The 21,355-nt window shown below is 56.6% G+C and carries 24 protein-coding genes; 14 read left to right on the top strand and 10 right to left on the bottom strand.

All coding sequences use genetic code 11. From position 1 onward, the window contains the following. The first annotated feature begins 234 nt into the window (after positions 1-234). Positions 235-600, top strand: coding sequence for an inner membrane protein YbjM (gene ybjM / locus K6R05_RS12780; RefSeq protein ID WP_161734282.1), 366 nt, complete (start codon positions 235-237; stop codon positions 598-600). An 88-nt stretch (positions 601-688) separates the two neighbouring features. Here the strand turns inward: ybjM and K6R05_RS12775 are convergent, their stop codons facing one another. Next, positions 689-952 (bottom strand): GrxA family glutaredoxin, encoded by a 264-nt coding sequence (locus K6R05_RS12775; protein ID WP_003849263.1) that lies wholly within the window; start codon positions 950-952, stop codon positions 689-691. 254 nt (positions 953-1,206) lie between these two features. Here K6R05_RS12775 and K6R05_RS12770 point away from each other — a divergent pair, with 254 nt between their 5' ends. The 10 genes from K6R05_RS12770 to rlmC all read left to right on the top strand — a co-directional run bounded on the left by K6R05_RS12770 (position 1,207) and on the right by rlmC (position 9,967). Further along, positions 1,207-1,458, top strand: a complete 252-nt coding sequence (locus K6R05_RS12770; RefSeq protein WP_161734280.1) for a DUF1418 family protein — start codon at positions 1,207-1,209, stop codon at positions 1,456-1,458. 16 nt (positions 1,459-1,474) lie between these two features. Further along, entirely contained in the window at positions 1,475-2,197 is a 723-nt protein-coding gene (nfsA, locus tag K6R05_RS12765) for an oxygen-insensitive NADPH nitroreductase (protein WP_161734278.1), read from the top strand. Between the two features lie 20 nt (positions 2,198-2,217). Beyond that, the gene (rimK, locus tag K6R05_RS12760; protein WP_222924282.1) at positions 2,218-3,120 is read left to right on the top strand and encodes a 30S ribosomal protein S6--L-glutamate ligase; all 903 of its coding nucleotides are present in this window, start codon (positions 2,218-2,220) and stop codon (positions 3,118-3,120) included. Between the two features lie 87 nt (positions 3,121-3,207). Then, positions 3,208-3,687 (top strand): YbjN domain-containing protein, encoded by a 480-nt coding sequence (locus K6R05_RS12755; RefSeq protein WP_161734274.1) that lies wholly within the window; start codon positions 3,208-3,210, stop codon positions 3,685-3,687. Between the two features lie 384 nt (positions 3,688-4,071). Beyond that, complete coding sequence (gene potF / locus K6R05_RS12750; protein ID WP_161734272.1) at positions 4,072-5,181, top strand: spermidine/putrescine ABC transporter substrate-binding protein PotF; 1,110 nt, start codon at positions 4,072-4,074, stop codon at positions 5,179-5,181. A 123-nt stretch (positions 5,182-5,304) separates the two neighbouring features. After that, positions 5,305-6,438 (top strand): putrescine ABC transporter ATP-binding subunit PotG, encoded by a 1,134-nt coding sequence (gene potG, locus K6R05_RS12745; RefSeq protein ID WP_161734270.1) that lies wholly within the window; start codon positions 5,305-5,307, stop codon positions 6,436-6,438. A 9-nt stretch (positions 6,439-6,447) separates the two neighbouring features. Next, complete coding sequence (gene potH / locus K6R05_RS12740; protein ID WP_161734268.1) at positions 6,448-7,410, top strand: putrescine ABC transporter permease PotH; 963 nt, start codon at positions 6,448-6,450, stop codon at positions 7,408-7,410. Next, positions 7,407-8,252 (top strand): putrescine ABC transporter permease PotI, encoded by an 846-nt coding sequence (potI, locus tag K6R05_RS12735; RefSeq protein WP_013357282.1) that lies wholly within the window; start codon positions 7,407-7,409, stop codon positions 8,250-8,252. The genes potH and potI overlap by 4 nt, the downstream gene beginning before the upstream one ends. A gap of 75 nt (positions 8,253-8,327) precedes the next feature. Continuing rightward, the gene (locus K6R05_RS12730) at positions 8,328-8,795 is read left to right on the top strand and encodes a YbjO family protein (protein WP_222924281.1); all 468 of its coding nucleotides are present in this window, start codon (positions 8,328-8,330) and stop codon (positions 8,793-8,795) included. Between the two features lie 41 nt (positions 8,796-8,836). Further along, positions 8,837-9,967: a 23S rRNA (uracil(747)-C(5))-methyltransferase RlmC gene (gene rlmC / locus K6R05_RS12725; RefSeq protein ID WP_222924280.1), complete on the top strand. Its 1,131-nt coding sequence runs from the start codon at positions 8,837-8,839 to the stop codon at positions 9,965-9,967. A gap of 18 nt (positions 9,968-9,985) precedes the next feature. On the opposite strand, the gene K6R05_RS12720 is transcribed toward rlmC, so the two are convergent. The 6 genes from K6R05_RS12720 to K6R05_RS12695 all read right to left on the bottom strand — a co-directional run bounded on the left by K6R05_RS12720 (position 9,986) and on the right by K6R05_RS12695 (position 14,461). Beyond that, positions 9,986-10,717 (bottom strand): arginine ABC transporter substrate-binding protein, encoded by a 732-nt coding sequence (locus tag K6R05_RS12720; RefSeq protein WP_222924279.1) that lies wholly within the window; start codon positions 10,715-10,717, stop codon positions 9,986-9,988. A gap of 115 nt (positions 10,718-10,832) precedes the next feature. Then, positions 10,833-11,501 (bottom strand): arginine ABC transporter permease ArtM, encoded by a 669-nt coding sequence (artM, locus tag K6R05_RS12715; protein ID WP_161734260.1) that lies wholly within the window; start codon positions 11,499-11,501, stop codon positions 10,833-10,835. Next, a complete protein-coding gene (gene artQ, locus K6R05_RS12710; protein WP_161734258.1) occupies positions 11,501-12,217 on the bottom strand; it encodes an arginine ABC transporter permease ArtQ in 717 nt (238 codons plus the stop codon). The genes artM and artQ overlap by 1 nt, the downstream gene beginning before the upstream one ends. A 6-nt stretch (positions 12,218-12,223) precedes the next feature. Next, the gene (gene artJ / locus K6R05_RS12705; RefSeq protein WP_033732083.1) at positions 12,224-12,955 is read right to left on the bottom strand and encodes an arginine ABC transporter substrate-binding protein; all 732 of its coding nucleotides are present in this window, start codon (positions 12,953-12,955) and stop codon (positions 12,224-12,226) included. 15 nt (positions 12,956-12,970) lie between these two features. After that, positions 12,971-13,699 carry an arginine ABC transporter ATP-binding protein ArtP gene (gene artP, locus K6R05_RS12700; RefSeq protein ID WP_013357289.1) on the bottom strand — a complete coding sequence of 243 codons (729 nt, stop codon included), beginning with the start codon at positions 13,697-13,699 and terminating at the stop codon, positions 12,971-12,973. 222 nt (positions 13,700-13,921) lie between these two features. Beyond that, positions 13,922-14,461 carry a lipoprotein gene (locus K6R05_RS12695; protein ID WP_135909545.1) on the bottom strand — a complete coding sequence of 180 codons (540 nt, stop codon included), beginning with the start codon at positions 14,459-14,461 and terminating at the stop codon, positions 13,922-13,924. 106 nt (positions 14,462-14,567) lie between these two features. Between K6R05_RS12695 and K6R05_RS12690 the strand changes: the two genes are divergently transcribed. Both K6R05_RS12690 and K6R05_RS12685 read left to right on the top strand, forming a co-directional pair. Next, positions 14,568-14,888: a heavy metal-binding domain-containing protein gene (locus K6R05_RS12690; protein WP_222924278.1), complete on the top strand. Its 321-nt coding sequence runs from the start codon at positions 14,568-14,570 to the stop codon at positions 14,886-14,888. Next, positions 14,885-15,709, top strand: coding sequence for an N-acetylmuramoyl-L-alanine amidase (locus K6R05_RS12685; RefSeq protein WP_222924277.1), 825 nt, complete (start codon positions 14,885-14,887; stop codon positions 15,707-15,709). The genes K6R05_RS12690 and K6R05_RS12685 overlap by 4 nt, the downstream gene beginning before the upstream one ends. 4 nt (positions 15,710-15,713) lie before the next feature. On the opposite strand, the gene ltaE is transcribed toward K6R05_RS12685, so the two are convergent. The 3 genes from ltaE to K6R05_RS12670 all read right to left on the bottom strand — a co-directional run bounded on the left by ltaE (position 15,714) and on the right by K6R05_RS12670 (position 19,538). After that, positions 15,714-16,715, bottom strand: coding sequence for a low-specificity L-threonine aldolase (gene ltaE / locus K6R05_RS12680; protein WP_161734250.1), 1,002 nt, complete (start codon positions 16,713-16,715; stop codon positions 15,714-15,716). A gap of 71 nt (positions 16,716-16,786) precedes the next feature. Further along, the gene (gene poxB, locus K6R05_RS12675; protein WP_222924276.1) at positions 16,787-18,508 is read right to left on the bottom strand and encodes a ubiquinone-dependent pyruvate dehydrogenase; all 1,722 of its coding nucleotides are present in this window, start codon (positions 18,506-18,508) and stop codon (positions 16,787-16,789) included. A 130-nt stretch (positions 18,509-18,638) separates the two neighbouring features. Next, positions 18,639-19,538, bottom strand: a complete 900-nt coding sequence (locus tag K6R05_RS12670) for a LysO family transporter (RefSeq protein ID WP_222924275.1) — start codon at positions 19,536-19,538, stop codon at positions 18,639-18,641. Between the two features lie 125 nt (positions 19,539-19,663). Here K6R05_RS12670 and K6R05_RS12665 point away from each other — a divergent pair, with 125 nt between their 5' ends. After that, positions 19,664-21,301 carry an ATP-dependent nuclease gene (locus K6R05_RS12665; RefSeq protein ID WP_222924274.1) on the top strand — a complete coding sequence of 546 codons (1,638 nt, stop codon included), beginning with the start codon at positions 19,664-19,666 and terminating at the stop codon, positions 21,299-21,301. Positions 21,302-21,355: the final 54 nt, after the last annotated feature.

Raw genomic sequence — 21,355 nt, 5'->3', positions numbered from 1 at the left:
ACCTGTTGAAGAGTGGCCTGTTTTTCGCTATCGTGAGCAAGCCGTTGAGGTGCTGTTGTATCAACACTGCAAATGGAACCGTTATCGCGGCGCTATTCTAATCACAAATATCTTTCACAGCCATTGGCTGTTTTCATTCGTTGCCACAACGAACTGTTTATTTTTATTTCCACCAGAACGCATCAGGGATATCAGCAGGTTATTGTCGGGGTTACTTTTAATCAGTGGGGTGGTATGCCGCAGCGTTCTTATCTCTGGACTACCCGCCTGTGCGGCGTGGTGATGTACAGTCTGGTGTTTGTTTTTACCTGTCACTTCTGGCAGGTCGGTCCCGGCCCGCTTCGTGGTCAGCCCGAATTACTGCTCTTTATGTTACCTGGTATTGTGATGGCGTTGATGCAGGTGGAAAGCCCGTTAAAAAGCACGCTGCTGATGGGGCTCTGGGGAACGTTGCTGGCAGCACTGCTGCTCAATAACAGCCTGTTTATTCACAGCAGCGGACTGTTTGCCATCGCATGGAGTCTCAGTGCGCTGTTCTGGGCAGGCTGCGGGGCGTTGCTGGTACGGTTAATGCAGATTGTGATGGCGTCGCTCAACTAAACGGTGCCGGATGGCTGGCATCAGCCAGAGAGCAAAAAGGCGAGACAGGAAAATCCTGCCTCGCCTTTTTCATTCCGGTTATCTGCGCTTACGCGACAAATCCCAGATTCTCTTTGGTCCAGGCCGCAAACTCGGTGTAGCCACCAATATGTTTTTCGTCCACGAAAATCTGTGGCACGGTACTGACCGGTTTACCGGCGCTGGCTTCCAGATCGGCTTTAGTAATGCCTTCTGCATTAATATCAACATACTGATAGCTAAAGTCATCGCGCTCCGCGGTCAGTTTGTCGGCCAGTTCATGGGCACGGACACAGTAGGGACAGCCCGGACGACCAAAAATAACAGCAATCATTGAGAACTCCTTGCAGCGACTATTATGTGATGCGTATCACATAATCAAACAGAGAATAGCAACCATCATGCCCGCTCGTATCGCTTAAGGAAAGCAGGATTTGCCTGTTAGTCTGATGCCCGCACGCTATTGCCGCCGTTCAGGAAGCGTCTGAAACAAGAGCTTTTTCACAACGGCAGCCCGTGTAACCCGCGCAATTTTTGGGTTGTTGGCCATAATTGACGCTCAGTAAGCCGCAAAGGCAGGAGGAAGTGATGCAGAGTGTGGCCAGATTACCCCGGTTTATCCTGGTGCTGGAGGCGGCTGGCGGCCTGTTAATTCTGGGTGCGCTGCTGCTGATCAACCACTGGCTGCCGCTGCCAGACAAGGCTGATGCCAGAACGCTGGCTACCGTGCTGTTCATCGCCGGCGTGGTGCTGATGCTGCCTGCTGCCTGGCTATTGATGTGGCGCACCGCGAAAGCTATCGCGCCACAGCTGTTTAATCAGATTGATAAAAAAAGATAATGTTGCTGGAGACTTTATGACACCGACCATTGATTTACTGTGCAGCCACCGTTCAATCCGCGCCTTTACTGACCAGCCGGTCAGCGAAGCCCAGCGTGAAGCGATTATTAATGCGGCGCAATCGGCGTCCACATCCAGCTTTTTACAGTGTTCTTCTATTATCCGTATCACCGACAAAGCGCTGCGTGACAAGCTGGTGACGCTGACGGGCGGACAGACGTGGGTCGCGGATGCGCCTGAGTTCTGGGTTTTCTGCGCTGATTTTAATCGCCACCTGCAGATTTGCCCGGATGCGCAACTGGGACGTGCCGAGCAGTTGCTGCTGGGCTGCGTCGACACCGCGCTGATGGGACAGAACGCGATGGTCGCAGCGGAATCGCTGGATCTGGGCGGCGTCTTTATCGGCGGCATTCGTAACAGCATTGCGGAAGTGACCGAGCTGCTGGGCCTGCCAAAATTTGTGCTGCCGCTGTTTGGTTTCTGCCTGGGGCATCCGGAGTCAAAGCCGGACGTCAAACCGCGTATGCCGCATGCGATGCTGGTGCATGAAAACCGCTATCAGCCACTGGATCCGGCAGTGCTGGCAGAATACGACAGCCGCACAGAACTCTATTATCAGCAGCGCGACAGCAACCAGCGTAGCGAAACCTGGAGCGAGCTGATTCAGCGGCTGATCGTTAAAGAGACGCGTCCGTTTATGCTCGACTATCTGCATCAGCAGGGCTGGGCCACGCGTTAATCCATCAAGGGAGAGCTGCGATGAAGATAGCCATTTTGTCGCGCGATGAGACGCTCTACTCCAGCCGACGATTGCGTGACGAGGCCGCCGCGCGCGGCCACGAGGTGCAAATCATCGATCCGCTCTCCTGCTATATGAATATCAATCCCGCCTCACCGGCGGTTCACTATTGTGGTGAACCGCTGGGCCATTTCGACGCCGTTATTCCGCGAATCGGCAACGCCATTACTTTCTATGGCACGGCAGTGCTGCGACAGTTTGAGATGTGCGGCAGCTTTCCGCTGAATGAGTCCGCCGCCATAACCCGCACCCGGGATAAATTGCGCTCGCTGCAGCTGCTGGCACGGGAAGGCATCGACATGCCGGTCACCGGCTTTGCCTCTTCACCCGATGACACTGACGATCTGATCGCCATGGTGGGCGGCGCGCCGCTGGTGGTTAAGCTGGTGGAAGGCACGCAGGGCATCGGTGTGGTACTGGCGGAAACGCGTCAGGCGGCGGAGAGCGTCATCGATGCTTTTCGCGGCCTGAACGCCCACATTCTGGTGCAGGAGTTTATTAAAGAAGCACAGGGACGAGATATTCGCTGTCTGGTGATCGGCAATCAGGTGGTGGCAGCAATAGAGCGGGTGGCGAAAGAGGGCGATTTCCGCTCTAATCTGCATCGCGGCGGTAAAGCGTATCCGGTGGTCATCACGCCTCAGGAGCGGCAGATCGCCGTGCAAGCAGCGGCCACGCTCGGGCTGGAAGTCGCCGGTGTCGATATTCTGCGCGCTCATCGCGGTCCGCTGGTGATGGAAGTGAACGCCTCGCCCGGTCTGGAAGGCATCGAAACCAGCAGCGGCCTTAACATTGCCGCGCTGATGATTCAGCGGATTGAGCAGCAGGCCATCCCCGGGCTCCGTCCTAAAACCGCTGGCTGACACGCGCTTTTCAGCAGTTTTCGTGGCATCGCCGCGCATTTTTCCGTAAGCTAAGTCGCCTGTTTATCACCCCACTGGGATTTTACGATGGATTCTCTTGTCGTTCCGGATATCGACCTGCTGCGTCGCTGGCTGGATCAGCAAAATATCACCTGGTTCGAATGCGATGCCTGTCAGGCACTTCATCTGCCGCACATGCAAAACTTCGATGGGGTGTTTGACGCCAAAATCGATCTGGTCGACAACGTCATTCTGTTTTCGGCGCTGGCTGAAGTGAAGCCGACGGCGCTGATTCCACTGGTTGGCGATCTGTCGCAAATTAATGCCAGTTCACTGACGGTGAAAGCCTTTATCGACATTCAGGATGATAATCTGCCGAAGCTCATTGTCTGTCAGTCAATGACCACTACCGCCGGATTAACCTTTGGTCAGTTCTCACACTTTATGAAACAGAGTGAAGAGCAAATCTCCATGGTCATCCTGGAAGCCTTTGCCAATAATCTGCTGATTGTGGGTGAAGAAGAAGAGCACGTTGCGGTGACCAGCGTTCATTCTGTGCTGCACTAAGCCCGACATGGTCGCCCACTAAGCCGTCCCTGAGACGGCTTTTTTATGCCCGCGATTTGCCGCCCCCTTTTTTTATTCTGCACTTTGCCCTTTACCGCCAGATATTTGTCGTGGTTTATGCCATCAAAGCCGAACCTCATAGCTCAAACATGCATAAAATATCGGTTTCAGGCGTTTTTTACGCTGGGGTCTGGTGAAGCCTGACCGGGGGGGCTATGCTTGCGGGGCTGTAACAGACGTGTAACTGCGTCCCAGCTATAGGATTTTGCTATTAAACTCCCGCTGAATAATGATTCATTGTGTCACTGACGTCTTGTACAGAACGCAATGCAGGGATCTCAGGTTTGCAGCGTTGAAATGACCCGCTCAGGAGGATGGAAAAATATGTTCAACTCACGTCAGAAATGGCTGTCAGCTGTAGTAGCTGCTGCGCTGATGGCCGCGTCGGCCACCAGTATGGCGGAAGATAAAACGCTGCACGTCTACAACTGGTCCGATTATATTTCGCCAGATACCGTGCCAAACTTTGAAAAGCAGTCCGGCATTAAAGTGGTCTACGATGTGTTTGACTCCAACGAAGTGCTGGAAGGCAAACTGATGGCGGGCAGCACCGGCTACGATGTCGTGGTGCCATCCTCCAGCTTCCTGGCGCGTCAGCTGCAGTCCGGGGTATTCCAGCCGCTGGACAAAAGCAAACTGCCTAACTATAAAAATCTCGATCCGGCGCTGATGGAAAAAGTGGCGCAGCACGACCCGGGTAACAAATATGCCATTCCTTATCTTTGGGGCACCACCGGTATCGGTTACAACATCGACAAGGTTAAAGCCGCACTGGGCGCTGATGCGCCGGTCAACAGCTGGGATCTGGTACTGAAGCCGGAAAATCTGGAGAAGCTGAAAAGCTGTGGCGTCTCCTTCCTGGATGCGCCAGAAGAGATCTTCGCCACCGTGCTCAACTATCTGGGCAAAGACCCGAATACCTCTGATGCCAAAGAGTATTCCGGCGCGGCGACCGACCTGCTGCTGAAACTGCGTCCGAATATCCGCTACTTCCATTCGTCGCAGTACATTAACGATTTGGCTAACGGTAACATCTGCGTCGCCATCGGCTGGTCGGGCGATATTCTGCAGGCGAAAAACCGTGCCGATGCAGCGAAAAATGGTGTGCATCTGGGCTACAGCGTGCCGAAAGAGGGGGCGCTGGCCTTCTTCGATATGATGGCAATTCCTAAGGATGCCAAAAACCTCGACGGTGCCTACGCCTGGCTGAACTACATCATGGATCCGAAAGTGATCGCTGATGTCTCCAACAAAATGAATTACGCCAACGGCAACAAAGCGTCGCTGCCGCTGATCAATGCCGACGTCCGCAACAACCCGGGTATCTTCCCGACGCCAGAAGCGATGTCGAAATTGTTCGTGCTGAAAGTCCAGGATCCGAAACTGGATCGTGTGCGTACGCGCGCATGGACTAAAGTAAAAAGTGGTAAGTAATTCGTCCTTAACGGATTGACCTGTCACGCATCAGCAACAGAGGCGCAGTGTCGGCCTCTGTTGTGCCATTTTTAGCGGCGGATTTTGCCGCCATGTTCCGCCTGGCTCCGGAGAGAACCCTTTGTGAACGATGCCATTCCCCGCCCTCAACATAAAACCGCAAAGGCCTTAACGCCGCTGCTGGAGATCCGCAATCTGACCAAATCCTTTGACGGCCAGCACGCCGTGGATGATGTCAGTCTGACCATTTATAAAGGTGAAATCTTCGCTCTGCTGGGCGCATCGGGCTGCGGCAAATCCACGCTGCTGCGTATGCTGGCCGGTTTTGAGCCGCCCACCAGCGGCCAGATTGTGCTGGATGGACAGGATCTGTCGCACGTTGCTCCCTATCAGCGTCCGATCAATATGATGTTCCAGTCCTACGCGCTGTTCCCGCACATGACGGTGGAGCAGAATATCGCCTTTGGTCTGAAGCAGGATCGGCTGCCGAAAGGGGAGATCACCAGCCGCGTCGCCGAAATGCTGGCGCTGGTGCATATGCAGGAGTTTGCGAAACGCAAACCGCATCAGCTCTCCGGTGGTCAGCGTCAGCGCGTGGCGCTGGCACGTAGCCTGGCGAAACGGCCAAAACTGCTGCTGCTGGATGAGCCGATGGGCGCACTGGATAAGAAGCTGCGCGACAGGATGCAGCTGGAAGTGGTTGATATTCTGGAGCGTGTGGGCGCGACCTGCGTGATGGTGACGCACGACCAGGAAGAGGCAATGACGATGGCGGGCCGTATCGCGATTATGAATCGCGGTAAGTTCGTGCAGATTGGCGAGCCGGAGGAGATCTACGAGCATCCGACCAGCCGCTACAGCGCCGAGTTTATCGGTTCGGTTAACGTCTTCGAAGGTTTGCTGCGTGAACGTCAGGCAGATGGCCTGGTAATCGACAGCCCCGGCCTGATGCATCCGCTGAAAGTCGATTCCGATGTCTCTGTGGTGGATAACGTACCGGTGCATGTCGCGCTGCGTCCGGAAAAAGTGATGTTGTGTGATGAGGTGCCGGCCAATGGCTGTAACTTTGCGGTGGGTGAAGTGGTCCACATCGCCTATCTCGGCGATCTCTCTATCTTCCATGTCCGTCTGCACAGCGGACAGATGATCAGCGCACAGTTGCAAAACGCGCATCGCTACCGCAAAGGGTTGCCGACATGGGGGGATGAAGTCCGTCTCTGCTGGGAAAGCGACAGTTGCGTGGTGTTGACGGTTTAAGGAGCGGCTATGAGCCAGATTTTTCAACGCGCCAAAGCGCCCGCCCGACTGGTCGGCACGCCGCTGCAACGCTGGGCCACGCGGGTAAAAATGCAGCATGGCCGCAAGCTGGTCATTGCTCTGCCTTATGTCTGGCTGGTGCTGTTGTTTCTGTTACCGTTTCTGACGGTACTGAAGATCAGCTTTGCGGACATTGCGCGGGCTATCCCGCCCTACACCGAACTGGTGAGCTGGGCAGATGATCAGTTCAGCATCGTGCTCAACTTCGGCAACTACCTGACGCTGACCGACGATCCGCTCTACGTCGATGCCTATCTGCAGTCGCTGAAAGTGGCGGCGATCTCGACCGTGATCTGTCTGCTGATTGGCTATCCGCTCGCCTGGGCCGTGGCGCACAGTAAACCCTCGATGCGCACCATCCTGCTGCTGCTGGTGATTTTGCCGTCGTGGACCTCGTTTCTGGTGCGCGTCTACGCCTGGATGGGGCTGCTGAACAACAACGGTATTCTGAACCGCTTCCTGCTGTGGCTGGGCGTAATTGATCATCCGCTGGTTATTCTTTACACCAACACCGCGGTCTATATCGGTATCGTCTACTGCTATCTGCCCTTCATGGTGCTGCCAATCTACACCGCGCTGACCCGTATCGACTACTCGCTGGTGGAAGCCTCACTGGATCTGGGTGCGCGTCCGCTGAAGACCTTTTTCAGCGTGATTGTGCCGCTGACCAAAGGCGGCATTATTGCCGGGTCGATGCTGGTGTTTATCCCGGCGGTGGGGGAATACGTGATCCCTGAACTGCTGGGTGGGCCGGACAGCATCATGATTGGTCGTATCCTGTGGCAGGAGTTTTTTAACAACCGCGACTGGCCGGTGGCTTCCGCGCTGGCGGTGATTATTCTGCTGATCCTGATTCTGCCGATCATCTGGTTCCATAAGCATCAAAACCGTGAAATGGGAGAGAAGGCATGAATAATTTGCCAACTATTCGCTCGCCCTGGCGTACCGGCATTCTGGTCTGCTGCTTCCTGTTCCTTTATGCGCCGATGCTGCTGCTGGTGGTTTACTCCTTCAACAGCTCACCGCTGGTAACGGTGTGGGACAGCTTCTCATTCCACTGGTACAAAGTGCTGTTTGAGGACAGCGCGATGATTGACGCGGTGCTGCTGAGTCTGAGCATTGCCGGGCTGTCGGCCACCATGGCGGTGGTGCTGGGCACGCTGGCGGCGGTCATCATCGTGCGCTTTGGTCGCTTCCGTGGGCACAACGGTTTTGCCTTTATGCTGACGGCGCCGCTGGTGATGCCCGATGTGATCACCGGTCTGTCGCTGCTGCTGCTGTTTGTGGCCATGGGCAACGCTTTTGGCTGGCCAAGTGAGCGCGGCATGCTGACCATCTGGCTGGCGCACGTCACCTTCTGTACCGCCTATGTGGCGGTGGTGATTAACTCGCGTCTGCGTGAACTGGACCGCTCAATCGAAGAGGCGGCGATGGATTTAGGCGCGACGCCGCTGAAGGTCTTTTTCGTCATTACCGTGCCAATGATTGCGCCGGCAATTGTCACCGGCTGGCTGCTGGCGTTTACTCTGTCACTCGACGATCTGGTAATCGCCAGCTTTGTGACCGGGCCCGGCGCCACCACGCTGCCGATGGCGATCTTCGCTACCGTACGCCGCGGCGTGAACCCGGAAATCAATGCGCTGGCTTCCCTGATCCTGTTTGTGGTCGGTTTAGTCGGTTTTATCGCCTGGCGATTCATGGCACACGAAGAAAAACAGCGTTTAAGCGATATTCAGAAAGCTAAACGTGGCTGAAATACGTAACCTTTGCCACTATATGAACGGGCCGGTTTAACCGGCCCGTTTTTCGATCAGGTGGAGTCAGGGACTATGTCAGAAATCTTCAAAAGCAGTGCAACGCTTTCAGACGCACCGGTTCCGGTGACGGTCGCGGGCATTGCCATTATTGCGACCCGCTGCCTGAGCGTACTGATGCTGGCCAATGAGCTGGGTTATAATGAAATCGCCAACTTTGTTCACCGCAGCGCCCAGTCCTGGGACTCTACGCTTATCTTTATCGCCAGCCAGCTGATCTTCCTGTTCGAACTGCGCTGCGCCTTTACCCTGATGCGCGGCAGTAACCGTGGCCGCTGGGGCTATGTGGCCACGCAGGGGGTTGTGCTGATCTATATGCTGTTCGCCTCGCTGGGCGGGATTTACCCGGAGATTTTCAGCATCGATGGCGACAATAACGCCCAGATTATCCACCATACCCTGTCGCAGAAAATCCCCGATCTGGTGGTGCTGATGCTGCTGTTTCTGCCTGCCAGCAGTCGCGCTTTTTTCAGGAAGCGATGATACAATCGCGCTCCGCCCGACCCCATCGTTAAGGCTCTACCATGCACTGCGCGCTTTATGACGCTAACCGTTGCCGCTCCTGTCAGTGGCTGGAAAAACCCTATCCCATTCAGCTAGGCGACAAACAGTCGATGCTGGAACAGTTACTCGCCGATCAGCCGGTTGCGTCCTGGTTGCCGCCAGTGACATCACTGCAGCAGGCATTCCGTAACAAAGCCAAAATGGTGGTCAGCGGTAGTGTGGAGCGTCCGGTGCTGGGTCTTGTTCACCGTGATGGTGAGCCTGTCGATCTCTGCGACTGCCCGCTCTATCCCGCCAGCTTCCAGCCGGTGTTTGCAGCGCTCAAACCGTTTATCGCCCGTGCCGGGCTGACGCCCTATAACGTGGCGCGCAAACGCGGCGAACTGAAATTCCTGCTGATTACCGAAAGCCAGCAGGGCGGCATCATGCTGCGCTTTGTCCTGCGCTCAACCGCCAAACTGGAACAGCTGCGCGCGGCATTGCCGTGGCTGCAACAGCAGTTACCGCAGCTGGTAGTGATTTCTGCCAACATTCAGCCGGTGCACATGGCGATTCTGGAGGGAGAGGAGGAGATTGCGCTGACGCCTGCGCAGTCGCTGGCAGAGAACTTTAATGGCGTGCCGCTGTGGATCCGCCCACAGAGCTTCTTTCAGACCAATCCGCAGGTTGCCAGCGCGCTCTATGCCACCGCGCGCGACTGGGTGCGTGCGCTGCCGGTTAACAGCATGTGGGATCTCTTCTGCGGCGTAGGCGGTTTTGGCCTGCACTGCGCGACACCGGAGATGGCGCTGACCGGCATTGAGATCAGTGCTGAGGCGATTAAATGCGCCCAGCGTTCTGCTGAGATGCTGGGACTGAAAAACGTGCAGTTTGCGGCGCTGGATTCGACGGCGTTTGCGACCGGACGTGACGCGGTGCCGCAGCTGGTGCTGGTGAACCCGCCGCGCCGTGGGATCGGTGAGGCGCTGTGTGATTATCTCAGCCAGATGGCCCCGGATTATCTGCTCTATTCAAGCTGTAATCCGCAGACCATGGCGCAGGATATTGCCCAACTGAATAACTATGAGGTCACGAAGGTACAGCTGTTCGACATGTTCCCGCACACCGCGCATTTTGAAGTGCTGACGCTGTTAACCCGCCGTCAGCACTGAGTCCGGTAATCCCCGAAGTTACTCCGGGAACCATTTCTGATTGAGCTGCTGCCAGCTGCCGTTGGCTTTCAGTTCAGTCAGTGCCTGATTGAACCGATCGCGCAGCGCCGTATTACCTTTACGCACAGCAATGCCCAGGCCGGTGCCGAAGTAATCTGCATCTGTAACATGTTCACCGACCGTCGCGAGATCCGGATTGGTCTTCAGCCACTGATTCACTACCGCGCTGTCGCCAAACACGCCATCCAGCCGGCCACTCTTCATATCCAGAATCGCATTCTGATAACTGTCATACGCCACCACTTTCACGTCCGGATGCTTATCCTGCAGGTATTTCTGGTGGGTAGTGCCGTTTTCAACGCCTATGCGTTTGTCTTTCAAATCACCGAAGCTGCTGAACTTACCTTTCTGCGCAATCACAATGGCGGAATTAGCGTAATAGGGCTGGGTAAAATCGACCTGCTTGCTGCGTTCCGTGGTGATATCCATACCAGAAATCACAGCGTCATAGCGGCGGAACTTCAGTGAGGGGATCAGGCTGTCGAAGGCATTGTTCGTGAAGGTACACTCTGCTTTCATCTGCTGGCACAGCGCTTTAGCCAGATCGATATCGAATCCGACGAGGTTATTTTCTTTGTCCAGAGATTCAAATGGCGGATAGGTTGCTGAAGCGGCGAAGCGAATCGTTTCCGCGGCCTGAGCGGTCACCGCCAGCGAAGCCAGCGCAGCAGCGATAATCCATTTTTTCATTTTATGATTCCTGTGATGTGGTCAGCCAGAGAAGGCGATACCCTGCCATAAAATGAATTTTTATGCAATTAGTATGATTTTTCAGGCGAAAAGGGCGAGGAGCCTCGCCCGGGAATCAGTTACGCTGTTCAAAGGCCAGGGCGCGCTTTTCGATCAGTCGCATCATCAGCGTCAGCAAACCGTTAACGCAGAGATAAATCAGACCCGCCGCGGCATAGACCGTGATGTCGTAGGTGCGGCCATAAAGCAGCTGGCCGTGGCCCATGACCTCCATCAGGGTGATGGTGTAGGCCAGCGAGGTGCCTTTGAACACCAGCACCACTTCATTAGAGTAGGAGGAGAGGGCGCGTTTAAATGCATAAGGCAGCAGAATGCGCAGGGTATCTTTGCGGCTCATGCCGAGTGCCGCGCACGATTGCCACTGTCCGGAGGGAATCGCCCGGACCGCACCGTAAAACAGCTGCGTGGTGTAAGCCGCACTGTTCAGCGAGAGCGCCAGCATCGCGCACAGCCACGGCTGCGACAGTAAATGCCACAGCCAGGGGATCTGCTGGATCGAGGGGAACTGTCCCGGACCGTAGTAAATCAGGAAGATCTGCACCAGCAGCGGCGTACCGGTAAACAGCGTGATAAATCCTTTTACCAGCGGATTCAGCACTGGCGTTTTGAGCGACAGGACCACAGTGAAGAGCAGTGCGAGTAGCAGTGCCACCACCAGCGAGGCCGCCGTCAGCGTCAGGCTGGTGTGCAGCCCTTTCAGGAGTTCAGGCAGATAGGCCAGCATTAGCTGTTCCCCCGTTCAAAGCGGGTGGTGCGCAGTTCGATGCGACGTAACACCGCCTGGCTGAATAGCGTAATTACTAAGTAGATCGCGGCCGCCACCAGGAACCAGGTAAACGGCTCCTGCGTGCGGGTGGCGATACTTTTGGTTTGCAGCATCAGGTCATTGACGCTGATTAGCGAAACCAGCGCGGTATCTTTCAGCAGCACCAGCCACTGATTACCCAGACCGGGCAGGGCGTGACGCCACATCTGCGGCATAATCAGCCGGAGAAAGATGACCGACTTTTTCATGCCCAGCGCCTGGCCCGACTCCCACTGACCTACCGGCACCGCTTTGAGTGCGCCGCGCAGTGTCTGCGAGGCGTAGGCGGCGTAGAGCATCGCCAGCGCAATCACACCGCACAGGAACGGACTGACATCGAAGTTCTCTATCTGCATCTGAACCGGCAGCGTAAACAGCCCGAAGTTCAGCGTGAAACCGTCAGAGAGGGTGAGCAGCAGCTGTGAGGCGCCAAAATAGATAAACAGCACCACCAGAATTTCCGGCAGGCCACGGATCAGCGTCACCAGGCCGGTGCCAATCCACGCCAGCGGTCTCAGGCGCAGTGACTCCCAGCCAGCGAAAATCATCGCCAGCACCAGGCCAGCGATGAGGGCACAAACAGCAAGGCCGACGGTCATACCGGCGGCACTTGCGAGGGTCATCATTTCATTCATCAGTGATTACTGCTGGAACCATTTGCTGTAGATGGTTTTGTAGGTGCCGTCTGCTTTGATCTTGTCCAGCGCGCCATTGAATTTAGTCTGCAGATCGGTATTACCGGTGCGTACCGCAATGCCCAGGCCAGTACCAAAGTAGGCTTTATCCGTCACTTTGTCGCCGACGGCAGCCAGCGCAGCATTCTGCTTCAGCCACTCGTTGACCACAGCGGTGTCACCGAAGACAGCATCAATACGGCCGTTTTTCAGATCCAGCACCGCGTTCTGATAGCTGTCGTAAGGCACGATGGTAATGTCGCTGTGTTTATCCGTCAGGTATTTCTGGTGAGTGGTGCCGTTCTGCACGCCAACCCGCTTGCCTTTCAGGGCTTCTACACTGGCGACTTTGCCTTTCTGGGCGACAAATAGCGCCGAGTTGTCATAGTAAGGCTTGGTGAACAGCACCTGTTTTTCACGATCCGGCGTGATATCCATGCCCGCCATCACCGCATCAAAGCGACGGAATTTCAGGCTTGGGATCAGGCTGTCGAACGCCTGATTGGTGAAGGTGCAGGTCGCGTCGATCTCTTTACACAGCGCGTTGGCCAGATCGACATCAAAGCCCTGAATCTTGTTGTCCGCATCCACAAACTCAAAAGGAGGATAAGAGGCTTCGGTCGCAAAACGAATCGTTTGTGCCGCGGTAGCGCTCAGGCTAAAACCGGCAAGCAGTGCAGCAAGTACCATTTTTTTCATTTTTAGCATCCTGACTTAGTGCGAAAGATAGTGAGCAAACGCTTCGGTTTGCGGCTGTGTAAAGCGGCTGGCATCGCCCTGTTCCACAATGTGACCGTTCTCCATATAAACAACGCGGCTGGCCGTTTTACGTGCCACTTCCACTTCATGGGTCACAATCACCTGGGTAATGCGTGTCTGCGCCAGTTCGCGAATGATACTGACAATCTGTGCGGTAATTTCAGGGTCCAGCGCGGCCGTCGGCTCATCGAACAGCAGCACCTGCGGCTCCATCATCAGCGCGCGGGCAATCGCCACACGCTGCTGCTGCCCCCCGGAGAGGTGCAGCGGAAAACGATCGCTGTAGGGCGTCAGGCGCAGTCGGTCAAGCAGCTTATCGGCACGGGCGCGGGCGTCGCTTTTACTGAGGCCCAGAACCCGGCAGGGCGCTTCGATCAGATTCTGCAGCACGGTCAGATGTGGCCAGAGATTATATTGCTGGAACACCATGCCGACGTTCTGACGCAGTTCGCGAATCGCGGCATCAGACGGTTTCTGCGTGAAGTCGAACTGATTGCCGGCAATCTGCAACTGACCTGAACGTGGCTGCTCCAGCAGATTAAGCACCCGCAGCAGCGAACTCTTGCCCGCACCGCTGGGGCCCAGCAGCACCAGGGTCTCGCCTTGCGGACACTCAAGGTTGATGTCGAACAGCGCCTGATGAGCACCGTAGAAGCAGTTTATTGCGTTTAGTTGAATACTCATGCGCCAGATTTGAATAGCTATTAGTGTCGCGGATTTTAACGTCACCAGAATAGTTATGCAATTAAGGTGGGTTAAAATTTGTAAAACAGCAGGTAAACAGCAAAAGCTTAGCACAATATCATGTGCTGTCTGGCTGCTGCCAAAGGCCGCAGGGCGGGCTTTGGCAATAAAAAAGCGCAGTCACCTGCGGTGGCTGCGCTTCTCATAACCGTTGAATCTGAATTATTTTTTTGATTTTTCAAGCATCTGGCTCAGGCTGCCGCCTTCGGCATGTGCAGGGTTCGCCATGTAGCGCACGTCGTCAACGACCCAGCAGGTGCCCTGGTGGATCATCAGCACTTCATCCTGCCACTGTTTGCCGTCGCGGCTCAGATCGACCCGCAGCGGGATGTTGCGTGCATCGCGGTTCGGAATGGTGGAAGCATCGGCGACGCTGGCAGCCGTCGGACCCTGTGACAGGCTGGAGAAGAGATCGCCGTTACGCCACTGTGAACCGGCATTGCTGCCGCTGGCCGCCTGCAGGGAGTGATAAAGCGCATCACTCAGGTAAGGGCGATATTTTGCCAGGGTATTGCTGTCAGGCAGACCCTGCGTAGGCTGTTCGACACGCAGGTCGTAAAACTTCTGGGCTACCTGGTCAGGACCGCCTTCAATACAGGGGGCGGTACGCGGGCCATTATCCTTAATGACTGGCTCAACGGTAGTACAGGCGCTGAGCAGCAGGGCCGCCGGGATCATTAGCGCAAACGCGTTGTTTCTCATCTCGATTTCCTTAGGGTTCTCTGGCAAGGTGCCCTTTTTAGCATAGAGTATAGCCGTGCTTTTTAGTCGAAAGAGCCTTAGCCCGGTTTTCAACAAGGAGAATGCGATGAAATTTTCAACAACCCCAACGCTGGAAGGTCACAGCATCAGTGAATATTGCGGTGTGGTTACCGGAGAAGCGATTCTGGGTGCCAACATCTTCCGTGATTTTTTCGCGGGCATCCGTGATGTGGTCGGTGGTCGTTCCGGCGCGTATGAGAAAGAGCTGCGTAAAGCGCGGGAAATCGCGTTTGAAGAGCTGGAAGCGCAGGCAAAAGTGCTGGGTGCCAACGCAGTGGTCGGTATCGACATTGATTACGAAACGGTCGGAAAAGATGGCAGCATGCTGATGGTCAGCGTCAGCGGTACGGCGGTGATCATTCGTTGAAACGCGGGCTGTTAATGCTGCTGGCACTGCTGCTGGCGGGGTGTCACTCTGGCATGGAATCCCGTGACGGCTACTGGGCCGATCTGCGGCATCCGGCGCAGGGTGCGCGGCCGCGGGTGAAGGTGATTGTGGTCCACTACACCGCCGAAGATTTTTCTTCGTCGCTGGCGACCCTCACCGATCGGGAAGTCAGCGCCCACTATCTGATTCCCCGCCAGCCGCCCCAACGTGCCGGTAAAGGCGTTATCTGGCAGCTGGTGCCGGAGCAGCAACTCGCCTGGCATGCAGGGCCCAGCTTCTGGCGTGGAGCCATCCGCATCAATGACACCTCGATTGGTATTGAGCTGGTAAATAAGGGTTATCGCCGGACGCTGACCGGCCTCGAATGGCAGCCCTTTACCGCCGCGCAGATCACCACGCTGGAGGCGCTGGTGCGGGATATTGCACAGCGTTACGGCATCCCACCAGAAAACATTGTTGGTCACAGTGATATCGCGCCGCAGCGCAAGCAGGATCCCGGTCCACTGTTCCCCTGGCAACAGCTGGCACAGCGGGGACTCGGTGCCTGGCCCGATGCCGGACGGGTGCAATTTTATTTAGCGGGGCAGGATCCGCACGCCCTTGTGCCCGTGCAGCCACTCATGGAAAGCCTGCAACGCTACGGTTATGCGGTGACAGCGGGGATGAGTGTGCGTGAGCAGCAGAAGGTGATTGCCGCGTTTCAGATGCATTTCCGGCCTGCGGATTATCGCGGTCAGCCCGATGCCGAAACCGCCGCGATAGCAGCCGCACTACTGGAGAAGTATGGTGCGGCGGAATAGCGGATTACTGCTGCAGAAACGCTTTCCAGTGGGCGACAACCTGCTCCAGCGCCGCACGATCAGCATCCAGATGGGTGACCAGTCGGGTGCGTGTTCCCACGCTGATTAACACGCCGCGCGCCTTCATCCACTCACCTAATGGTTTGACCTGGGCTTCCGGCACGGACACGAACAGCATGTTGGTCTGCTGATCGATGACGCTGACGCCCAGTTCATGCAGCTGCTGCCCCAGCCAGGCGGCATTGTCATGATCTTCCTGCAGTCGCGCCACGTTGTGTTCTAACGCGTACAGACCCGCCGCCGCCAGAATACCGGTCTGGCGCATACCGCCGCCGGTCATTTTACGCCAGCGACGGGCGCGCTCAATCAGCGCCGTATCGCCACACAGCAGCGAACCGACGGGCGTGCCCAGACCTTTAGAGAGACAGAGGGTGAGGGAGTCGCAGTAGCGGGCAATCGCCGCCAGCGTGATCTTCTGTGCGACCACGGCATTGAAAATACGCGCGCCATCAATATGCAGCGCCAGCTTATGCTCGCGGGTAAAGGTCCACGCCTGTTCCAGATACGCCAGCGGCAAAACTTTACCGTGATGGGTGTTCTCCAGACTCAGCAGGCGGGTGCGGGCAAAGTGAATATCATCCGGCTTAATGGCCGCAGCCACCACATCGAGCGGCAGGGTGCCATCATCGGCGGCCAGCACCGGCTGCGGCTGAATGCTGCCCAGCACCGCCGCACCGCCCGCTTCATATTTGTAGTTGTGTGCCTGCTGACCGACGATATATTCATCGCCGCGCTCGCAGTGGCTGAGCAACGCCACCAGGTTGGCCTGGGTGCCGGTCGGGAAAAACAGCGCCGCGGCTTTGCCGCTCAGCCGTGCAGCTTCCGCCTCCAGCGCATTTACGGTGGGATCGTCACGGTAGACGTCATCACCGGTTTCGGCTGACATCATTGCGCTTAACATGGCGGCGCTGGGCCGGGTCACGGTATCACTGCGTAAATCGATCACCTTATGCTCCTGAATGTGGCGGAAGATAAAAAAAAGGCGGGCATCGCGCCCGCCTGGATGGAATCACTGTTTTACCGCAGCCAGTTGGTTTTCGCCAGTTCTACCACCTCATCACCGCGACCGTTCATGATGGCGCGCAGCATGTAGAGGCTGAAGCCTTTGGCCTGCTCCATTTTGATCTGTGGTGGCATAGCCAGCTCCTCTTTGGCCGTAATAACATCCACCAGTACCGGACCATCATGGGCAAATGCCTGCTCCAGCGCGCCATTCAGTTCTGACGCCTTTTCCACCCGGATACCACGGATGCCGCAGGCCTGGGCGATAGCAGCAAAGTCGGGATTTTCCAGCTCCGTGCCGTCGGTGAGATAGCCCCCGGCCTTCATCTCCATCGCCACAAAGCCCAGCACGCTGTTGTTAAAGATCACCAGTTTTACCGGCATTTTCAGCTGCGCCAGCGAGATAAAATCGCCCATCAGCATGCTGAAGCCGCCGTCGCCGCACAGCGCAACGACCTGACGGTTGCGATCGATCGACTGCGCACCCAGCGCCTGTGGCATTGCGTTCGCCATTGAGCCATGGTTAAACGAACCCAGCAGGCGACGTTTGCCGTTCATCTTCAGGTAGCGCGCCGCCCAGACGGTCGGGGTTCCGACATCGCAGGTAAAAATAGCGTCGTCGCTGGCGTAATGGCTGATCTGCTGTGCCAGATATTGCGGATGAATCGGTTGCTTGTCGTTGGGCTGCGCCAGCTCATCCAGACTTTTGCGTGCCTCGACGTAGTGCTTGACTGCACTGTCGAGGTGGCTGCGATCGCTTTTGTGCGTCAGTTGCGGCAGCAATGCCTGCAGCGTGCTTTTCACATCACCGACATAGGCCTGATCAACGTGACAGTGTGATCCGAGACTACCCGGATTGATATCGATCTGGATGATCTTAGCGTTTTCCGGATAGAAGGCACGATAGGGGAACTGGGTGCCAAGCAACACCAGCGTCCCGGCATTCATCATGGCGTGGAAACCAGATGAGAACCCGATCAGGCCGGTCATGCCGACATCATAAGGGTTGTCATACTCGATGTGTTCTTTGCCACGCAACGCATGGACAATCGGCGCTTTCAGCGCTTCGGCCAGCGCCACCACTTCCTGATGTGCACCGGCGCAGCCACTGCCGCACAGCAGCGTAATGTCAGTGGCCTCGTTCAGCGTCTGTGCCAGCCGGGCCAGTTCGGCGGGCTGTGGCAGGACCTGCGGCAACTGCGGCGGATACCACTCAGTGCTGGCGCTTTCCGGTGCCAGTTTCAGTGCCACGTCTCCTGGCAGTACCACAACCGAGACGCCACGATTCAGAATCGCTTTACGCATCGCGATGCCCAGCACCTGCGGTAACTGCTCAGGATTCGAGACCAGCTCACAGTAGTGGCTGCATTCGCGGAACAGCTCCTGCGGATGGGTTTCCTGGAAATAGCCGCTGCCGATTTCGCTCGAGGGGATATGCGCCGCAATCGCCAGAACCGGGACGCGATTGCGATGGCAGTCGAACAAACCGTTGATGAGATGTAAATTGCCGGGTCCACAGGAACCGGCGCAGATCGCCAGTTCGCCGCTGATATGGGCTTCTGCGCCCGCCGCAAAGGCGGCGACTTCTTCGTGTCGTGTCGGCATCCACTCGATGGTGCCCATGCGATTAAGGCTATCGCTCAGGCCGTTAAGGGAGTCCCCGGTGACACCCCAGATGCGTTTGACGCCCGCGCTTTCCAGCGTTTTGGCGACCAGCGCCGCCACGGTTTGTTTCATGCTCTTCTCCTTTGTCGGCCCGCCCTGAGGAGTGACGTGACCAGAACCGAAAAAAGAAGCGTAGACGACACGGCAGAAAAGCAGGCGTGAAAAAATGCGCTGGCAGAGCTCAGCGCATATCAGACCGGGTTCAGGCAGAGAAGAGGGCGATCAGAATCGGGGCCAGCAGGCTCATGACAAAACCGTGCACAATGGCGGCAGGGACAATCTCATTGCCGCCCGCCCGCTGCAGCACCGGCAGGGTAAAGTCCATTGAGGTGGCGCCACACAGACCCAGTGCACTCGAACGATGGCGACCAATCAGTGCCGGGATCAGCATGATGGCGACCAGCTCACGTACCAGGTCGTTGAAGAAGGCGGCACTGCCGATGACCGGGCCAAAGGCTTCGGTCATCAGAATGCCGGAGAGGGAGTACCAGCCAAAGCCGCTGGCTAGCGCCAGACCGGTCTTTAACGGCATGCCCAGCACCAGCGCGGCAATCATGCCCCCGAGCAGCGCGCTGAGCAGCACGACAACGGCCACCAGCATGCCACGACGGTTCAGGATGATCTGACGCAGCGTCATGCCACTGCCGCGCAACTGAATACCCACCAGAAACAGCAGGAAAATCAGCGCATATTCGCTGGCGGTTGAGGCGTGATGCAACAGCGGCCACTGGTTCAGGCCAAGCAGAAAACCAAGGACAACGACGCCGCACAGCTTCAGGGAGTCCAGTGCCATATGCAGCCGCGAGGGCAGTTTCTCCTGCCGGTGTGCATGCTGCCAGGGCGCATACTTTTCCAGTCCGCGCAGCGCCAGCAGGTTGCACAGCAGAATGCAGAACGCCGCTACGAGTGCGGTGTGAAATATCGCCAGCAGGTTACTGCCGAGGTTGTCGAGAAAGGCCAGGCTGATGCCCATAAAGAAGAGAATGACGTAAACCATCCAGCCTAACAGCTGGTTTACCCGACGCAGCAGAGTGGTTTTACGGAACGGCAACAGCCAGCCGGCGATCAGCGGCAGCAGAATAATCAAAAGTCCGGAGTACATATCAATGCCATCCATGGGGGAAGAGGCAACACGCTAGCGAAAAAGCGTATCGGAGTAAACCCCATAGCAGCTTGACCGGTTCGCTGGCGGCAACCATGCTGTTTATAACCTGAGGACGGACGCCTATGATTCTGGAACATATCGATATTCGCGGTTTCCGCGGCATCAACAAGCTCTCACTCCCTTTAACCCGGACTAATCTGCTGATTGGTGAGAATGCCTGGGGCAAATCCAGCCTGCTGGATGCCCTGAGCCTGTTACTTTCGCCCAATGAACCAGCTTATGTTTTTACCCAGGCTGATTTCCATTTCACCCCAGGTGATGTGGCCGATCCCATGCGCCGTCTGTCAATCGTATTTCATTTTCGCGATGATGGCAGCGACCCGGATGCTGTGCTCTCGACATTCTGGCAGCGCGATGCTCAGGGCCAGCGTCGGCTTTATTACAGCGTCAGCGCGGCCTGGCGTGACAGCGGCATCGAAACCCGACGGCGTTTCGTTGATGTGAACGCGCAGCTGTTGCCAGAGCAGCACTGCGCGGCGGCCATTGATCTGTTGATGAAACGCTATCCGGTGCTGCGGCTGCGCGATGCGCGCTTTAGTAAGCGGACGCGTAACAGTGCGCCTGTGGCTACTCCACATCCTGAGGTGCTGGCGGGCATGGCGTCGCTGGCGCGCGATCTGGAGCACCATCCCCAGCAGCTCAGTGATGAGGTGCTGCGACAGGGGCTGAAGACCATGCAGCAACTGATGCAGCACTACTTTCTGGTGCAGTTGCCCGATGCGGGCAATGAACTCAGGTCACGGGATCCGCAGACACGCGACGGGGAAAAGGGATGGCGGGCGTTGGATCATCTCAATCAGCTGATAGCCGGAACCGACTCCCGCAGCCGTCAGCTGATTCTGCTGCAGATATTTACCCTGTTGATTGAGGCGCGAGGCGACGTCCCGCTGGCCGCTGATGCCCGTCCGCTGCTGCTGATTGAAGATCCGGAAACCCGGCTGCATCCGATTATGCTGTCGGTGGCGTGGAACCTGCTAAGGCTGTTGCCGCTGCAAAAAATCGCCACTACCAATTCTGCTGAGCTTCTGTCTCAGGTGCCGGTAGAGAACGTCTGTCGTCTGGTACGCGGTCCCTCGCGCGTGGCCGCCTGGCGCATCGGGCCAGAAGGGCTGAGTGCCGAAGAGAGCCGGCGCATTGGCTTCCATATTCGTGTCAACCGGCCTGCGGCGCTGTTTGCCCGTTGCTGGCTGCTGGTGGAGGGGGAAACCGAAGTCTGGATTATGAATGAGCTGGCACAGCAGTGCGGTTACAACTTTGCGGCTGAAGGGGTGAAGGTAATTGAGTTTGCTCAGTCGGGCTTAAAGCCGCTGCTGAAGTTTGCCCGTCGCATGGGCATCGCCTGGCATGTGCTGACAGACGGCGATCAGGCGGGTAACAAATATGCCAGCACGGCACGCACGCAGTTACAGCCCGGCGATCCTGAGCTGCGTTTTCTGACGCAGTTACCGGCACTGGATATGGAGAATTTTCTCTATCACCAGGGTTTTCAGGATGTCTATCATCAGATGGCGCACCTGCCGTTAAACGTTCCGATGAGTTCCAGGCGTATTATTACCAAAGCGATTCACCAGAGCTCCAAGCCAGAACTGGCGATCGCTGTGGCGACATCGGCGGCGGAACGCGGGCCGGAAGCCATCCCGCCGTTAATACGGGAGATGTTTGCCCGGGTGATTGGGCTGGCGCAGGGCCAGGCAGATTAAGTCTGCTTCAGACAGGAAAATGCCAGCGGCACTGGCTGGCATTTTTGGGTCACT

The organism is Pantoea alfalfae (assembly GCF_019880205.1).
Classification (GTDB): Bacteria; Pseudomonadota; Gammaproteobacteria; order Enterobacterales; family Enterobacteriaceae; genus Pantoea; species Pantoea alfalfae.
Note: the sequence above shows the minus strand (reverse complement) of the source record. Positions and strands in the feature narration are given on the sequence as shown.

Bases quoted from the DNA above. Each gene is read 5' to 3' on its own strand.
- K6R05_RS12695 (WP_135909545.1), bottom strand. From the start codon at position 14,461: ATGAGAAACAACGCGTTTGCGCTAATGATCCCGGCGGCCCTGCTGCTC.
- K6R05_RS12690 (WP_222924278.1), top strand. From the start codon at position 14,568: ATGAAATTTTCAACAACCCCAACGCTGGAAGGTCACAGCATCAGTGAA.
- poxB (WP_222924276.1), bottom strand. From the start codon at position 18,508: ATGAAACAAACCGTGGCGGCGCTGGTCGCCAAAACGCTGGAAAGCGCG.
- rimK (WP_222924282.1), top strand. From the start codon at position 2,218: ATGAAGATAGCCATTTTGTCGCGCGATGAGACGCTCTACTCCAGCCGA.
- K6R05_RS12755 (WP_161734274.1), top strand. From the start codon at position 3,208: ATGGATTCTCTTGTCGTTCCGGATATCGACCTGCTGCGTCGCTGGCTG.
- artM (WP_161734260.1), bottom strand. From the start codon at position 11,501: ATGCTGGCCTATCTGCCTGAACTCCTGAAAGGGCTGCACACCAGCCTG.
- potI (WP_013357282.1), top strand. From the start codon at position 7,407: ATGAATAATTTGCCAACTATTCGCTCGCCCTGGCGTACCGGCATTCTG.
- artJ (WP_033732083.1), bottom strand. From the start codon at position 12,955: ATGAAAAAAATGGTACTTGCTGCACTGCTTGCCGGTTTTAGCCTGAGC.
- potF (WP_161734272.1), top strand. From the start codon at position 4,072: ATGTTCAACTCACGTCAGAAATGGCTGTCAGCTGTAGTAGCTGCTGCG.
- ybjM (WP_161734282.1), top strand. From the start codon at position 235: ATGCCGCAGCGTTCTTATCTCTGGACTACCCGCCTGTGCGGCGTGGTG.
- nfsA (WP_161734278.1), top strand. From the start codon at position 1,475: ATGACACCGACCATTGATTTACTGTGCAGCCACCGTTCAATCCGCGCC.
- K6R05_RS12770 (WP_161734280.1), top strand. From the start codon at position 1,207: ATGCAGAGTGTGGCCAGATTACCCCGGTTTATCCTGGTGCTGGAGGCG.
- K6R05_RS12775 (WP_003849263.1), bottom strand. From the start codon at position 952: ATGATTGCTGTTATTTTTGGTCGTCCGGGCTGTCCCTACTGTGTCCGT.
- K6R05_RS12665 (WP_222924274.1), top strand. From the start codon at position 19,664: ATGATTCTGGAACATATCGATATTCGCGGTTTCCGCGGCATCAACAAG.
- K6R05_RS12730 (WP_222924281.1), top strand. From the start codon at position 8,328: ATGTCAGAAATCTTCAAAAGCAGTGCAACGCTTTCAGACGCACCGGTT.
- K6R05_RS12720 (WP_222924279.1), bottom strand. From the start codon at position 10,717: ATGAAAAAATGGATTATCGCTGCTGCGCTGGCTTCGCTGGCGGTGACC.
- rlmC (WP_222924280.1), top strand. From the start codon at position 8,837: ATGCACTGCGCGCTTTATGACGCTAACCGTTGCCGCTCCTGTCAGTGG.
- K6R05_RS12670 (WP_222924275.1), bottom strand. From the start codon at position 19,538: ATGTACTCCGGACTTTTGATTATTCTGCTGCCGCTGATCGCCGGCTGG.
- artQ (WP_161734258.1), bottom strand. From the start codon at position 12,217: ATGAATGAAATGATGACCCTCGCAAGTGCCGCCGGTATGACCGTCGGC.
- potH (WP_161734268.1), top strand. From the start codon at position 6,448: ATGAGCCAGATTTTTCAACGCGCCAAAGCGCCCGCCCGACTGGTCGGC.
- artP (WP_013357289.1), bottom strand. From the start codon at position 13,699: ATGAGTATTCAACTAAACGCAATAAACTGCTTCTACGGTGCTCATCAG.